The organism is Acidovorax sp. SRB_14 (assembly GCF_012932145.1).
Classification (GTDB): Bacteria; Pseudomonadota; Gammaproteobacteria; order Burkholderiales; family Burkholderiaceae_C; genus Simplicispira.
The window spans coordinates 203,252-217,781 of sequence record NZ_MWOK01000002.1; the positions used below are offsets into that span (position 1 = coordinate 203,252).

At 67.4% G+C, this 14,530-nt stretch carries 10 protein-coding genes and 1 riboswitch; of the genes, 5 read left to right on the plus strand and 5 right to left on the minus strand.

Annotation, left to right across the window (positions count from 1 at the left end):
- Nucleotides 1-17 precede the first annotated feature (17 nt).
- Nucleotides 18-3,725, minus strand: a complete 3,708-nt coding sequence (locus B2J86_RS02865; RefSeq protein WP_173024677.1) for a DUF748 domain-containing protein — start codon at nucleotides 3,723-3,725, stop codon at nucleotides 18-20.
- A gap of 722 nt (nucleotides 3,726-4,447) precedes the next feature.
- Between B2J86_RS02865 and B2J86_RS02870 the strand changes: the two genes are divergently transcribed.
- The 3 genes from B2J86_RS02870 to nrdR all read left to right on the plus strand — a co-directional run bounded on the left by B2J86_RS02870 (nucleotide 4,448) and on the right by nrdR (nucleotide 7,348).
- Complete coding sequence (locus B2J86_RS02870; RefSeq protein WP_169167235.1) at nucleotides 4,448-5,311, plus strand: lytic transglycosylase domain-containing protein; 864 nt, start codon at nucleotides 4,448-4,450, stop codon at nucleotides 5,309-5,311.
- 52 nt (nucleotides 5,312-5,363) lie between these two features.
- Nucleotides 5,364-5,522, plus strand: a riboswitch (ZMP/ZTP riboswitch).
- A gap of 34 nt (nucleotides 5,523-5,556) precedes the next feature.
- Complete coding sequence (gene glyA, locus B2J86_RS02875; protein ID WP_173024678.1) at nucleotides 5,557-6,801, plus strand: serine hydroxymethyltransferase; 1,245 nt, start codon at nucleotides 5,557-5,559, stop codon at nucleotides 6,799-6,801.
- Nucleotides 6,802-6,901: 100 nt separating this feature from the next.
- Nucleotides 6,902-7,348, plus strand: coding sequence for a transcriptional regulator NrdR (nrdR, locus tag B2J86_RS02880; RefSeq protein WP_169167237.1), 447 nt, complete (start codon nucleotides 6,902-6,904; stop codon nucleotides 7,346-7,348).
- 191 nt (nucleotides 7,349-7,539) lie between these two features.
- Here nrdR and aroC read toward each other — a convergent pair whose 3' ends face one another.
- Both aroC and B2J86_RS02890 read right to left on the minus strand, forming a co-directional pair.
- On the minus strand, nucleotides 7,540-8,637 hold the full coding sequence (aroC, locus tag B2J86_RS02885; RefSeq protein WP_173024679.1) for a chorismate synthase: 1,098 nt from the start codon (nucleotides 8,635-8,637) through the stop codon (nucleotides 7,540-7,542).
- Nucleotides 8,638-8,751: 114 nt separating this feature from the next.
- Entirely contained in the window at nucleotides 8,752-9,207 is a 456-nt protein-coding gene (locus B2J86_RS02890; RefSeq protein WP_173024680.1) for a CBS domain-containing protein, read from the minus strand.
- A 101-nt stretch (nucleotides 9,208-9,308) separates the two neighbouring features.
- Between B2J86_RS02890 and B2J86_RS02895 the strand changes: the two genes are divergently transcribed.
- Both B2J86_RS02895 and B2J86_RS02900 read left to right on the plus strand, forming a co-directional pair.
- Complete coding sequence (locus tag B2J86_RS02895) at nucleotides 9,309-10,610, plus strand: O-acetylhomoserine aminocarboxypropyltransferase (RefSeq protein WP_173024681.1); 1,302 nt, start codon at nucleotides 9,309-9,311, stop codon at nucleotides 10,608-10,610.
- The gene (locus tag B2J86_RS02900) at nucleotides 10,610-11,419 is read left to right on the plus strand and encodes an alpha/beta fold hydrolase (protein ID WP_173024682.1); all 810 of its coding nucleotides are present in this window, start codon (nucleotides 10,610-10,612) and stop codon (nucleotides 11,417-11,419) included. Before B2J86_RS02895 ends, B2J86_RS02900 begins: the two co-directional genes overlap by 1 nt.
- A 60-nt stretch (nucleotides 11,420-11,479) precedes the next feature.
- Here B2J86_RS02900 and B2J86_RS02905 read toward each other — a convergent pair whose 3' ends face one another.
- Both B2J86_RS02905 and B2J86_RS02910 read right to left on the minus strand, forming a co-directional pair.
- The gene (locus B2J86_RS02905) at nucleotides 11,480-12,865 is read right to left on the minus strand and encodes an FAD-binding oxidoreductase (RefSeq protein WP_173024683.1); all 1,386 of its coding nucleotides are present in this window, start codon (nucleotides 12,863-12,865) and stop codon (nucleotides 11,480-11,482) included.
- Between the two features lie 405 nt (nucleotides 12,866-13,270).
- Nucleotides 13,271-14,521 carry a YihY family inner membrane protein gene (locus B2J86_RS02910; protein WP_173024684.1) on the minus strand — a complete coding sequence of 417 codons (1,251 nt, stop codon included), beginning with the start codon at nucleotides 14,519-14,521 and terminating at the stop codon, nucleotides 13,271-13,273.
- Nucleotides 14,522-14,530 lie beyond the last annotated feature (9 nt).

The window sequence follows — 14,530 nt, forward strand, 5'->3', positions numbered from 1 at the left end:
TGTGCCTCTTCCCCACGTCAATGCAGGGCCAGAGTAAGCTCCGCACGGGGCGTCCACTGGGGTGTCGGGGGCAGCGTCTTGGCGGCGCCCAGGAACAGGCGATCAAGCGGCAACTGGCGCGAGGCCAGGTAGTCACGCACGGCCACGCCGCGCGCCAGCGCCAGTTCGCGCATGGCGTCGTCGGGCACGGCCATGCTGTCCAGAAGCATGGCCTCCATCTCGGCCTGCGGCAGGTCTTTGGCCATGCCGACCAGGTTGCGCGGCTTGCGCATGTCGGCGCGGCGGTACAGCTCCTTGAGCAGGGCCGGGTACTCCTGCGGCTCCACGGCCGCCACCGTCTCTGCCGCCTGGCCCGTGCGCTGCGCGGCGCGGCGCTTTTGAGCCAGCAGGGCCTGCTGCAGGCGCTCGCGTTTCCAGGCATCGCGCTCCATCTCTGCACTGGCCTCGCCCACCACGGTCATGGTCAGAGACGGCCGGTCGGTCAGCGCGCGCGCCACCTTGTCGAGCGCCTGGCGCGCACTGTCGTCGAGGTGCGCGCTGCCCGGCGCGAAGGCGACCGCGCTCGGCGACTCGCCCCCGCCCAGGGCATGGGCGAGCAGCGAGAACGGCGCCGTCACCGCCTTCAGAATCAGGTTGCCGATGGCCTTGAAGATCACCGGCCCGAGGCGGAACGCCGGGTCGTTGAGTGAGCCACTGATCGGCAGGTCCAGGTCGATCACCCCATTGCGGTCGGCCAGCAGCGCCACGGCCAGCCGCACCGGCAGGCTGGCCGGCGCGCCTTCGACGGGTTCGCCAAAGGTGAGCTGGTTGAGCACCAGCTTGTTGCTGGCCGTGAGCTGGCCGTTGGGCAGGACCTGGTAAGCGACATCCATGCTGAGCTTGCCGCGCTCGATCCCATGGCCCGCATACTTGATGGTGTAGGGCGACAGCGGCGGCAGCTCCAGATCGCGCATGTGGCCCTGAATGTCCAGCGCCAAGGGGTCGACCAGAGGGTTGAGCTTGCCTACGATTTCCAGGGACGCCGTGCCCTCGGCGCGACCACGCAACTCCAGATCGGCCATCGCGGGAGCGCTGGTGCCGCTAGGCTTGACGGAAGAAAACGCACTGAGCTGGCCGCTGAGGTCGCTGAGATCGGCCGAATAGTTGGGCGTGATGAAATGGTCCACGAAATGGACCTGGCCGCCCGTGAGCTTGAGCGGGCCGATGCGAACCACCGGCTCCGCGCCCCGGCCGTCGGGTGCAGCGGCCGCAGCGCCGCGGGCAGACTCGGCCGAGCTCGGCTTCTTCACCAGGTCCTGCAGGTTCAAGCGTCCGTTTTCCTGCACGATGACGCGGGCGAAGAAGTCGCTCAGCGCGGTCTCGCGGACGTCCACCGTGGTCGGCCGCCCCGGCACCAGCGCCACCTGCAGGCCGCGCACGCTCAGCGACTTCCAATTCAACAGCTCGTCATCGCCTGCCCCCAGGCCGCGCGCCGTGCTCGCTCTGGCCTCGGTCGCCGCCGCCGCCTGCGCCATGCGAACGCGCACCTCGTCGAGCGCGGCATCGCCCCGGACGGTGATGCGCGGGCCGGCGCCAGACTGGGCATAGTGCACCTGCCCCTTGAAGCTGCCGTCCGCACGGCGGATGGCCACATTGAGCGATTCGGCGAAATAGGGCTCGAACGCATGCAGCGGCACATGGGTGGCCAGCACCCTGCCCTGCGCGGTCAGCGGAGCCAGACCGAGCGTACCCTCGTACTCCACACGGCCCGGATCGGCGCGCCCCGCGCCCAAGCGCGCCGACAGGCGCAGCGCCGACGGCGGTGCGGACTGCGCCAGCGGGGCAAAGTCCTTCAGCCGCATCTGCAGCGAAGACAGCTGGAACGCCACGGGCGTGGCCTGCGCTGCATCGCGAAACGCCAGCGCACCGCCGTCCACCGACACATCGGCCAGTTGCACACTCCACGGCGCGCCCTGCACCGCAGCTGTCTGCGGGTGGCGCGCGCCCTGGGCGGCCGGGTGCGCCGCCTGCCAGTGCTCTAACATCCAGCGGTGGTCGGCACCGCGCTCCAGCCGCAGACGCGGTTGCGTCAGCGCGAGCTGGCCCACGCGCACCGTGCGCCGTGCCACGTCCACCTGGGCATCGGCGATCTGGAGCCGTGGGAATTCGGCCAGCGAATCCTTTGCGCGCATCGCCATGCCCGCAGGCAGCGGGCCGCCAGCGGCACAACTGGAACGCGGCGCACAGGCAAGCGCCACGCCGTCGAGCGTCAGCCGGGCCACATGCGCGACCACCGCCGGGCCATTCCAGGCCACGCCCAAGTCCGCATCGAGCGCACCCTGCAGGCGCGGCGCCATCCACTGGCCCAGATAAGGCGCCGCCAAAGCGAGCGGCAGCGCACGCACCGAGGCTGCCACCTTGGCCTGCCGATCTGTCGCCTCGCCTTCGAACACCACGCGCGCATCCGTTGGCCCGGCGCCGCCTTCCGCCACCTGCGTCTGGCCAGAAAACCGCAGTGGCTTGGACCAGGGCAGCGCCACGGACGACACATCCAGCTCCAGACCCCGCAACGCGACCTTGGCCGGTGCAGGCAGGCTGTCGTCCTGCCAATCCACCTGCGCACCCCGCACGGCCAGGCGCGCCACGGCCAATTGCCAGCCAGCAGCGCCAGCCCCGGAGTCGGCCTGCGCGGGGGTGACGCTGGCCACCGCGGATGGCGGATTTGCAGCGTGCGCTCCACCCCAGTCCAGGTTGATCTTCCCGGCGCGGTCCTTGCGCACCGCCAGGCGCGGCGCATCGAGCTGCACGGCGCCGATGCGTGCGATGCGTGCGAGCGGCTGCAGGTCGGTCACATCCACCGCCAAGGCATCGAAGGACAGCAGTTCGTGCTGCAGCGTGTCGGTCACACGGACCTTGCGTGCCTGCAGGCGGCCCCCCAGCTTGACCACCGCGCTCGGGGCATGGACGAAAGACAGGCGCAGGTGGGCGTCCACCACGCCAGCCTGCAGGCGCAGCGGCAGGCTGGCGGGCAGATAGGGAAGGTAGGGGGCCAGATCGAGCCCCGACAGGCGGATCGTGGCCTCTGCTTTCTGGCTCTCGCTGAACGGCGTGGCCTCGGCCTGCGAGTCGAATGCACTGCCATTGAGCGTGAACGCCAGGTGCGGGGACACCTTGACTTCGCGTTGCGATGCCAGGTTGCTCAAGAAGGGGATTTGCAGCTCCAGGCCTCGCAACACATGCGTGCGCCCCACGGTTTCGTCCTGGAAGTCTACCGAACCGCCATGCACCGCGATGTTGTAGAGCGCAAACTGGGGTGGCGCGGCCTGCGGATCGGCCTGCTGCTGAAGCCGCGCCACGATGTCGTCGATGTCGTAGCGGCCCGGCGCCCGCTGCGCGAGCCGAACGGTCAGGCCATCGATCTGCACCGCGTCCGCCACGGGCGCCAAGCGCAGCAGGGACTGCAGCTCTGCATCTATATAGATGCGCTGAATGTGCAGCTGGGGCGAGCCGCCATCGGTGGCGGCCACCGCGAGGTCGTACACGCTCAACTCCAGCGTCCAGGGCACGAAATCGACCCGGCCTATCGTGACCGGGCGACCCAGCTTGTCGGACGCCAGCTTCTGCGCTTGACTGCGCACCAATGAAGGCACGGCCAGCCACCCCACGGCCCAAACCAGCACAAGGCACCCCAGCGCCCAGCCCAGGCGCCGCACCCAGCGGTGGCTCGTGATGTGCAGAAAGTTCATGCCGCCAGCCTTCAGGAATAACCCGGTGAGTCAAGATGCCAGATTGGACCAGAAGACGCGCAGTGCGTGCCCCACTTTCGCTAAACAAGAAAGCCCGGCGAACCGGCGCAGAGCCAGCCCACCGGGCCTGACGGCTGACACAACGGTCTTTGCCATCGGGTTTGCGGCACGGAGAGGAAGTCCGGGCAGCAAGGGGACAAGGTATTGCCCCCGAGGGTGCTTAGGAAGCTTCTCCACCACAGCCTTCGCACTGCATGCGGTCGGCGGGCGAGTCTGCATTCGTTCAGCAATACCCGCAAAAGCAGGCAAACCAACGATAGCAAAAATGCCCAGATGGCTCAAATATTGATGTCAATTGTGTGAAAAAAGCGATTGAATTTTCCGTACTGCGCCGCCGTGCAATTTCTGCGCCCTCTCCCGGCATTTGCACGCCATCCCGTCAAAAAACTGCATTTAAACACAGTTTTTATATTCTTTTTTTGTATAAAAATAGAAGTTAACAGTGTTGACGGGCTATTAAATGAACTCCTAGAATCCGCCAGCCCCGAAACGGGCTAGTACAAACCCCAACCGCTGCCGAATCCGGCTAAGTCAATTCTGTGTTTCAGGTGCTGCGCGCCGAACACGAATCTGATGGCGTACCAATCCAGGCAAGGTCTCCGGATTCCGCTTCACTTCGGTGGTGCATCGTCTCTCCGGGCCCTGCCGCAGAAAGGAAAGCTATGACAGCGTCAGGAAATATGGTCTCTGGCTTGCGCACTATTGCCGCCGACGTGATCGCAGGTTTTCTTGAAATTACCCACAACAGCTTCGCCCTCCTGGGCTTGGCTGTGGCCTTCTTGGCCATCACCTTGGTCGCACGCCCCGACCTGCGCCAGAGCGGAGAGGAACAGCTCATGGGCTGGTTGCAGTCGCGCCAAGCCATCGCGCTGAGTGCGCTCACCGAGTCCGAACCCGAGCCGAGCGAACGGGTGCTGGCAGCCAACCCGCAGGATCTGCCCAAGGAGCAGGCCAAAGTGGCCTACTGGCTGAGCAAGAAATACCGCGTGGCGCCCGAGCCGCTGAGCCTGCTGGTCGCCGAAGCCTACGAGACCGGCGGCCGCGCCAAGCTCGACCCCACCTTGATCCTGGCCGTCATGGCCGTGGAGTCGAGCTTCAACCCGTTCGCCCAGAGTTCCGTCGGAGCGCAAGGCCTGATGCAGGTCATGACGCGCATCCACACCGACAAATACGAAGACGTGGGCGGCCAGCTGGCCGCGTTCGACCCCGTGACGAACCTGCGCGTCGGCGTGAAGGTCCTGCTCGAATGCATCGCCCGCGCCGGCTCCGTCGAAGGCGGCCTGCGCTACTACGTCGGTGCGGCCAACCTGCCCAGCGACGGTGGTTACGCGGCCAAGGTGCTGGCGGAACACGCGCGACTGCGCCAGGTGGCCGGTGGGCGCGCCGTGCCCGCAGCACCGCCGCGCATGCTGGCCACCAGCGCGACACCGGCACCGTCGGCGCCGGCTGCCCCTCCTGCGGCCCTGCGCCCCGAGAATGCGCCCGCCGGCACGGGCGAAAAAGTAGCCTTGCTGTCGGCATTCTGAGCAAGGCCATCGTCCGCCCGTGCCGACCGGCGGGCTGTCTGTCAGCTACACTTGCACGGCACGCGACTGGCGATAGGCGCGGCGCCCCGCTCGGGATGCGCCGCCGCTGACGTGGAACCCGCAGAGGCCTTGGCCTCTGGCAAACCACTGGGGAGCGTGCCGCTGTGGGCTCCGGCCTGGAGTGATTCAGCCGTTCGCCTGGGCAGCCCTTGTTTCAAGGGACACCAGTTCACAGGACTGCCACCATGTACCAACGCAATATTCTTGTCGAGCACACCGACCCCGAACTCTTTGCCGCCATCCAGGGCGAAAACCAGCGCCAAGAGCACCACATCGAGCTGATCGCCAGCGAAAACTACGCCTCTCCTGCCGTCATGTGGGCCCAGGGCTCGCAGCTCACCAACAAATATGCCGAAGGCTACCCGGGCCGCCGCTACTACGGCGGCTGCGAATACGTCGACGTGGCCGAACAGCTGGCCATCGACCGCGTCAAGCAGATCTTCGGCGCCGACGCCGCCAATGTGCAGCCGCACTGCGGCGCCTCGGCCAACGAAGCCGTGTTCCTCGCGTTCCTCAAGCCCGGCGACACCATCATGGGCATGAGTCTTGCCGAGGGCGGCCACCTCACGCACGGCATGGCGCTGAACATGAGCGGCAAGTGGTTCAACGTCGTCAGCTACGGCCTGAACGACAAGGAAGAGCTCGACTACGACGCGATGGAGCGCAAGGCGCACGAGTCCAAGCCCAAGCTGATCATCGCCGGCGCATCGGCCTACAGCCTGCGCATCGACTTCGCCCGCTTTGCCAAGGTGGCCAAGGACGTGGGCGCGATCTTCATGGTCGACATGGCGCACTACGCGGGCCTGATCGCCGCCGGCATCTACCCGAACCCGGTGCCGCACGCCGACGTCGTCACCTCGACCACGCACAAGAGCCTGCGCGGCCCGCGCGGCGGCATCATCCTGATGAAGGCCGAGCACGAGAAGGCCATCAACAGCGCCATCTTCCCGGGCCTGCAGGGCGGCCCGCTGATGCACGTGATCGCGGCCAAGGCGGTGGCCTTCAAGGAAGCGCTGCAACCCGAGTTCAAGCAGTACCAGCAGCAGGTGCTGAAGAACGCGCAGACCATGGCCGAGACGCTGACCGAGCGCGGCTTGCGCATCGTCAGCGGCGGCACCCAAAGCCACATGATGCTGGTCGACCTGCGCGCCAAGGGCATCACCGGCAAGGAAGCCGAGGCCGTGCTGGGCAACGCCCACATGACGATCAACAAGAACGCCATCCCCAACGACCCAGAAAAGCCGATGGTTACCAGCGGTATCCGCGTGGGCACGCCCGCGATGACGACGCGCGGCTTCAAGGACGAGGAAGCGCGCCTGACCGCCAACCTGCTGGCCGACGTACTCGACAACCCGCGCGACGAAGCCCACATCGCCGCCGTGCGCGCCAAGGTCAACGCGCTGACCGCGCGCTTCCCGGTCTACCGCTGAGCATGCCTGGCGCGCCCCTGCCCCCCGCCGCGCACCGCCGCTTCCCGCTGCGGGAGCGGACGCGGGCCGGGAGCGGCCGGGCGCTGTACGGAGCGCCGACATGAAGTGCCCGTTTTGCAGCCACCAAGAAACGCAGGTCGTCGAGACCCGGGTGTCCGAGGACGGCGACTTCATCCGCAGGCGCCGCCAGTGCGGGGCCTGCGAGAAGCGCTTCACGACCTATGAACGGCCCGAGGTCAACTTTCCCGTCGTCGTCAAGAAGGACGGGCGCCGCACCGAATACACGCGCACCAAGCTGCTGGGCTCGTTCAGTATCGCGCTGCGCAAGCGCCCTGTGAGCACCGCGCAGATCGACTCCGCCATCGAGCGCATCGAAGAAAAGCTGCTCAACCTGGGCCAGCGCGAGGTCCCGTCCAGCCGCATTGGCGAGCTGGTGATGCGCGAACTCAAGAAGCTCGACAAGGTGGCCTACGTGCGCTACGCCAGCGTCTACCGCAGCTTCGAAGACATCGACGAATTCAAGACGCTCGTGGACGAGGTGCGCTGACGGCGCTGCGCCTGCGGCCGGGCGCAAGTCCCAGCGGCTGCGTGCACGCCGCTCCATGGGCGAGGCGCACTCCCGAACCGGCGGACCGCCTGCAGGCTAGCCGCCTAAAATTGGGTATTTTTACCTTCAGGCCCTGATGCAGCCTACGCCAGCAGCTCTATTTTTTATAGCGCTCTGCCCCGGGCGCCGCGCTACAGCAGCGAGGCCTTGATCGGCGCGAGCGTGGCGTGGACGTCGCCACACTGCGCCCGGTGGCGCAGCGCGTGGTCCATCAGCACCAGCGCCAGCAGCGCCTCGGCAATCGGCGCGGCGCGGATGCCCACGCACGGGTCGTGGCGCCCCTTGGTGACGACCTGCACGGACTGGCCATGGATGTCGATCGACTCGCGCGGGCTGATGATGGAGCTGGTCGGCTTGATCGCGATCTGCACCTCGATGTCCTGCCCCGTGCTGATGCCGCCGAGCATGCCGCCCGCGTTGTTGTTGCGGAAGCCCCCGGGCGTGAGCGAATCGCCGTGCTCGGTGCCGCGCTGCGCCACGCTGGCAAAGCCGGCGCCAATCTCGACGCCCTTGACAGCGTTGAGGCCCATCATGGCGTAGGCGATGTCGGCGTCGAGCTTGTCGAACACCGGCTCGCCCAGGCCCACGGGCACGCCCGTGGCCTGCACGCGGATGCGCGCGCCGCACGAGTCACCGGCCTTGCGCAGCGCATCCATGTAGTCCTCGAGGTGCGCCACGTCGGCCGTGGGGGCGAAGAACGGGTTGTGCGGCACATGCTCCCAGCCCTCAAACGGGATCGCGCGCTCGCCGATCTGCACCATGCAGGCCCGCAGCTGCGTACCGAACTTTTCCGCCAGCCATTTCTTGGCCACAGCGCCGGCCGCCACCGTGGGCGCCGTCAGGCGCGCCGACGAACGCCCCCCGCCGCGCGGATCGCGGATGCCGTACTTGTGGAAATAGGTGTAGTCGGCATGGCCGGGGCGGAAGCTCTCGGCGATGTTGCTGTAGTCCTTGCTGCGCTGGTCGGTGTTGCGGATCAGCAAGGCGATCGGCGTGCCGGTGGTCTGGCCCTCGTACACGCCCGAGAGGATTTCGACCGTGTCGGGCTCGTTGCGCTGCGTGACGTGGCGGCTCGTGCCGGGGCGGCGGCGGTCGAGGTCGGCCTGGATGTCGGCCTCGCACAAGGCCATGCCGGGCGGGCAGCCGTCGATCACGCAGCCAATGGCCGGTCCATGGGATTCACCAAAGTTGGTGACGGTGAAAAGGGTGCCAAAGGTGTTGCCGCTCATGGGCCGTGATTATCCCCGAGCGGCGGCGCCGCGGCAGCCACATCGGCGGCCCGCCTGGCGCTCCCAAAAAAATAGCTGCAAGCGCTGCAGCCCTGTTTGGCCCAAAACCGGGGGTCAGTTGGAAGCGTTCTGGCCCTCGGCCGGCCAGTCGCGGATGTAGGCCTTGAGCATCTTGTTCTCGAAGTTCTGGCTGTCGACCACGGCCTTGGCGACGTCGTAGAAGCTGATCACGCCCATCAGCATCTTCCTGTCCATGACCGGCATGTAGCGCGCGTGGCGGTCGAGCATCATGCGGCGCACCTCGTCCATGTCGGTCTCGGTGGTGCAGGTCAGGGGGTGGTCGTCCATGGCCGAGCGCACCAGCCGCGTGCCCACGCTGCCGCCGTTCTTCACCATGGCCTGGATCACCTCGCGGAAGCTCAGCATTCCCACGAGGTCACCGTGCTCCATGACCACGAGCGAGCCGATGTCCTTGTCTGCCATGACATCGACGGCATGGGCCAGCGGCTCGTCGGGCGTGACGGTGTAGAGGGTGTTTCCCTTGACGCGAAGGATGTCGCTGACTTTCATGGTGTTCTCCGGGCCGCCGCGTGCGGCGCTGTTCTGGTGCCTCGGAAATATAGCCCACAATGCCACGGCCAATTGACTGCAGCCCCACCTTGGAGACATTCATGCCCGGCTACGCCGACCCTGGTTTTGACACGCTCGCCCTGCACGCGGGCGCCGCCCCCGACCCTGCCACCGGCGCGCGCGCCACGCCGATCCACCTGACGACCTCCTTCGTCTTCGAGTCGAGCGAGCACGCGGCCTCGCTGTTCAACCTCGAACGCCCCGGCCATGTTTACAGCCGCATCAGCAACCCGACCACCGCCGTGCTCGAGCAGCGCGTGGCGGCGCTCGAAGGCGGCGTGGGCGCGATCGCGGTGGCCAGCGGCCAGGCTGCGCTGCACCTGTCGATCGCCACGCTCATGGGCGCGGGCAGCCACATCGTCGCCAGCACGGCGCTGTATGGCGGCTCGCAGAACCTGCTGCACTACACGCTGCGCCGCTTCGGCATCGACACCACCTTCGTGCAGCCCGGCGACATCGACGGTTGGCGCGCCGCCGTGCGCCCCACGACCCGCCTGTTCTTTGGCGAGACGGTGGGCAACCCGGGCCTGGACGTGCTCGACATCCCCACCGTCAGCGCCATCGCGCACGAAGCCGGCGTGCCGCTGCTGGTCGATTCGACGCTGACCTCGCCGTGGCTGATGAAGCCGTTCGAGCACGGCGCCGACCTGGTCTACCACTCGGCGACCAAATTTTTGTCGGGCCACGGCACGGTGGTCGGCGGCGTGGTGGTCGACGGCGGCAGCTTCGACTGGGACCGGTCGGGCAAATTCCCCGAACTCAGCGCGCCCTACGACGGCTTCCACGGCATGGTGTTCAGCGAGGAAAGCACCGTCGGTGCCTTCCTGCTGCGCGCGCGCCGCGAGGGCCTGCGCGACTTTGGCGCCTGCATGAGCCCGCACACGGCCTGGCTGATCCTGCAGGGCATCGAGACGCTGCCGCTGCGCATGGAGCGCCACATGCGCAACACGCAGCAGGTGGTCGAATTCCTGGCCGGCCAGCCGTTCGTTGCGCGCGTGGGCCATCCGATGTTGGAGTCGCACCCGAGCCACCTGCTGGCACAAAAGCTGCTGCCGCGCGGCGCCGGCTCGGTGTTCAGCTTTGACATCGCCGGCTCGCGCGCGCAGGGCCAAAAGTTCATCGAGGCGCTCAAGGTCTTCAGCCACCTGGCCAACGTCGGCGACTGCCGCAGCCTGGTGATCCACCCCGCGAGCACCACGCACTCGCGCATGGACGACGCGGCGCTGGCCGCGGCCGGCATCTCCCAGGGCACGATCCGCCTGTCGATCGGGCTCGAGGATGCGGACGACCTGATCGACGACCTGAAGCGCGCGCTGAAGGCGGCAGAAAAGGCAGGTGCGTGATGTACGTCGACGTCAACGGCCACGCCAGCTACTGCTACACCGGCGGCAAGACTTTCGACCCCGCCCAGCCCACCGTGGTGCTGGTCCACGGCGTGCTCAACGACCACAGCGTCTGGGCGCTGCAAAGCCGCTACCTCGCGCACCACGGCTGGAACGTGCTTGCCGTCGATCTGCCCGGCCACTGCCGCAGCGCGGGCGAGGCCCCGGACAGCGTCGAGGCGGCGGCCGGTTTCATCGCCGCGCTGCTCGACGCCGTGGGCGTGCAACACGCCGCGCTGGTCGGCCACAGCTGGGGCTCGCTGATCGCGCTCGAGGCGGCGGCGCGCCTGGGCGCGCGCGCGAGCCACCTCGTGCTGGTGGGCACGGCCTTTCCGATGAAGGTGTCGCCGGCGCTCATCGACGCGGCGCTGAACGCGCCCGAGAAGGCGCTGCGCATGGTCAATGTGTTCTCGCGCAGCACGCTCGCTCCGCCCTCGGGCGCGGGCTTCTGGGTCTACGGCGCCGGGCTGGCCCTGGGCCGGCGCGTGCTGCGCAGCAACCCGCAGGCCAACGTGTTCCACCGCGGCTTCGTGGCGTGCGACAGCTACGCCAACGGCGAGGCCGCCATCGCGCAGATCGCCTGTCCCGTGCTGTTCGTGCTCGGCGCGCAGGACCAGATGACCACGCCCAAGGCCGCGCAAACCCTGGTGGCGGCCGCGCGCGCGGCCGGCAAGAGCGTACAGGTGGTCAGCCTGCCCGTGGGCCACCACCAGATGACCGAGGCGCCCGACGGCACGCTGATGGCCATTCGGGACTTCTTGAACGCATGAGCCTGCCGCCCGTTGAATCCAAAAAACAGTTTTGCCGGACTGCAACCGCGCTGATTGCGGTCAGGCGGGCCGGATGTTCTGGTTGGTGCTGAACAGGTTGGCGGGGTCGTACTGGCGCTTGATCTGCGCCAGCCGCTCGTAGTTCTGGCCGTAGGCCGCCTTCACCCGGTCGCTCTCGTCGTCGGTCAGGAAGTTGACATAGACACCGCCGCTGGCAAAGGGCGCCGACGCCTTGAAGAAGTCGCGCGCCCAGCCGATGCAGCGCGCGTCATCGGCCCGGTCGTCCCAGCGGCCGTGCACGTTCATGACGTAGCGGGCATCGCGGTGGGCATAGGCTGCGGCATCGGGCGCGGGCCGGGTGGTTGCGCCGCCAATGGCGCCAAAGAATATCTCGCATTGGGGCGATGGCAAGGTGGCGATGGCGTCGAGCACGGCATCGAACAATCCGTCCTTGAGTTCCGAAAAATTGTGCGACTTCCAGTAGTTGCGTGCGCCGGGCGCGAGCAGCGGGTCAAAGGCTTTCTGCCAGGCCACGTAGGGCATCACGTCGACGTGGGTGCCGGCCGGCGTGCCCCAGCGGTACAGCGGCTCGACCAGCGTTTTTCCCTGCGCCGGGTCGCCGGTGTAGAGCAGCGCCAGCACGATGACCTCCTGGCCGTGGACGCTTTCGGGCAGAAACGGCAGCGGCGGTGCCTTGCGCAGAACCACCCACACCGCCAGTTCATCGGGCGCCTTGTCCATGAATTCGCGGTACTGCTGCAGCACCCGCTTTGCCTCGGCCATCGGAAAGACGATCAGACCCGCCAGCAGGTTCGGGCCCACGGGATGCAGCCGGAACCCGAAACGGGTCACCACGCCGAAATTGCCGCTGCCGCCGCGCAACGCCCAGAACAGGTCCGGGTGCTCGGTGGCACTGGCGCGCAGCACCTCGCCCGCCGCCGTCACCACTTCAGCCGATTCCAGGTTGTCGACGGTCATGCCGTATTTGCGGCTGAGCCAGCCAAAGCCCCCCCCCAGCGTGAGACCGGCGACGCCGGTGGTGGAGTTGATGCCCAGCGGTGTTGCCAGGCCCTCGGCCTGGGTGGCGGCGTCAAAATCCGCCAGCGTGGCACCGCCTTCAATGGTGATCCGGCGAGCGTCGGCATCGACCTGCGCGGCCTTCATCTGCGAAAGATCGATGACGATACCGTCGTCGCACAGTGCGCTGCCGGCAATGTTGTGCCCGCCGCCGCGCACCGCCAGGGGAAGGCCCTGCTCTCGCGCAAAATTCACCGCATGGACCACATCGGCGGTGGTGGCGCAGCAGACGATGGCGGCAGGGTGCTTGTCGATCATCGCGTTCCAGACCTTGCGTGCGGTGTCGTAGGCCAGGTCATTCGGAAGAATGACCGCTCCCTGAAGCCCCCCTTTCAGCGCCTCGGCCTGCGTGGGTTGCAGATTTTTCATGGCTTTCTCCTTCGCTGCAGCGGAATTCGCCCTCTGCACAAAGGATGGAGAAAGGCCGACCGGCACTCCTGATCACTTGCGTGAGAAATTCACCGCTGGTGCGATTTAGCACCACGCTGCCCCGCCTGCAAGGCCGTCCGCCATTTGGAATAAAGAGTTACCTTGACTTACCTGAACCTGCTCAACAGGCCCATCCTTTCAATTTTCCAAGGCGCTGCCTGCAAGTCCGAACCCCGGTGTTCAGACGCCACCTGCAGGGCCTGCAGTGGCCCTTGGAAACGGCAGTGGATGCCCTCCGCAGTGCCGCGATGGGCCTGCCACGCCAAGGTGCGGTGACGCAGCACCCTGACACGGCGCATCGGTGGATCAGTCACCATCCAGCGCTTTGCCCATAAGCGTCAGCAGCTATTCTTTTTGAAGCACATCCGACAGATGCAGTTGCGCCAGCCCGGCGCTGCCCCACAGCGGCTCCAGGCTGTCGGCGCGAAGCAGCAGCAGACGCTGCAGCAAGGGCTCCAGCAGGGTTCTTTCGGGATCGGCCAGCAGCACATAGCGCGGTTCGGAATCATCGGCAGCGCTCTGCTCCGGGTCGCTGGTTCGCCCCACCCAATCGAGCGCCGTCAGCGCATCGAGCACCGGCGCCAGTGGCAGCACGTCCACGCGCAGCAGTTGCGCGAGCTGGCTGGCGCGCAGGCCTTTGCCGATGTGGCGGCGCGCGCGCTGCAATTCCTGCAACACCTCGACCGCCAGTTGGAACTGCCAGCCCTGGCCGCTCGCGCGCCGCGCCACCCCCGCCAGCAGGCTCGGCAGGTAGGCCGTGACCACCGCGCCCAGCAGCACGATGACCCAGGCGACGTAGATCCAGACCAGCAAGATCGGCAGCGTGGCGAAGGCGCCGTACATCACCGAGTAGGTCGGCACCGTGCTGATGTAGAGGGCCAGCGCCTTCTTCGCCAGCTCCATGCCCACGGCCACGAACAGGCCGCCCACCCAGGCGTGGCGCCACTTCACCAGGGTGTTGGGCACGTAGTGGTAGAGACCCGCCATGCCGGCAGCCAGCACCAGGAACTCGATCGAGTCGAACAGCAGGCGCACGCCGCCGGGCAAGGTCTGCACCAGGCCGCGCGAGGCCGACACCACGTACGACGACAGCGCCAGGCTCGCGCCCAGCACCAGCGGGCCCAGCGTGATCGCGGCCCAGTAGATCAGCACGCGCTGGCCGAGCGGGCGCAGGCGGCGCACGCGCCAGATGTTGTTGAGCGTGCGGTCGATCGTGAGGATCAGCGCCAGCGCCGTCGCCAGCAGGATGCTGAAGCCCGCCACCCCCAGGCCGCTGGCCTGCGCCGCGAACTGCGTGAGGTAGCCCAGCACCTGGCGCGCGATGGTCTCGGGCACCAGGCTGTCGACCAGCCAGCGCTGCAGCCCGCCCTGCACCTTGCCGAAGATCGGGAACGCGGTGAACACGGCCAGCGCCACGGTCACGAACGGCACCAGCGCCAGCACGGTGGTGAAGGTCAGGCTGCTGGCCGTAAGCCCGAGGCGGTCCTCGCGAAAGCGCTCGCGCAGCGTCTGGGCGGTGGTTTGCCAGGGAAAGCGCGAAAGGTCGGCGATCAGGGCCTCCAGCCGCTGCACCGCCGTCTGTAGGGACAAGGACATGCTCGCTAT

Coding starts and splice junctions, on each gene's coding strand:
- B2J86_RS02895 (WP_173024681.1), top strand. CDS start 9,309: ATGCCCGGCTACGCCGACCCTGGTTTTGACACGCTCGCCCTGCACGCG.
- B2J86_RS02900 (WP_173024682.1), top strand. CDS start 10,610: ATGTACGTCGACGTCAACGGCCACGCCAGCTACTGCTACACCGGCGGC.
- B2J86_RS02865 (WP_173024677.1), bottom strand. CDS start 3,725: ATGAACTTTCTGCACATCACGAGCCACCGCTGGGTGCGGCGCCTGGGC.
- aroC (WP_173024679.1), bottom strand. CDS start 8,637: ATGAGCGGCAACACCTTTGGCACCCTTTTCACCGTCACCAACTTTGGT.
- B2J86_RS02870 (WP_169167235.1), top strand. CDS start 4,448: ATGACAGCGTCAGGAAATATGGTCTCTGGCTTGCGCACTATTGCCGCC.
- B2J86_RS02910 (WP_173024684.1), bottom strand. CDS start 14,521: ATGTCCTTGTCCCTACAGACGGCGGTGCAGCGGCTGGAGGCCCTGATC.
- nrdR (WP_169167237.1), top strand. CDS start 6,902: ATGAAGTGCCCGTTTTGCAGCCACCAAGAAACGCAGGTCGTCGAGACC.
- B2J86_RS02905 (WP_173024683.1), bottom strand. CDS start 12,865: ATGAAAAATCTGCAACCCACGCAGGCCGAGGCGCTGAAAGGGGGGCTT.
- glyA (WP_173024678.1), top strand. CDS start 5,557: ATGTACCAACGCAATATTCTTGTCGAGCACACCGACCCCGAACTCTTT.
- B2J86_RS02890 (WP_173024680.1), bottom strand. CDS start 9,207: ATGAAAGTCAGCGACATCCTTCGCGTCAAGGGAAACACCCTCTACACC.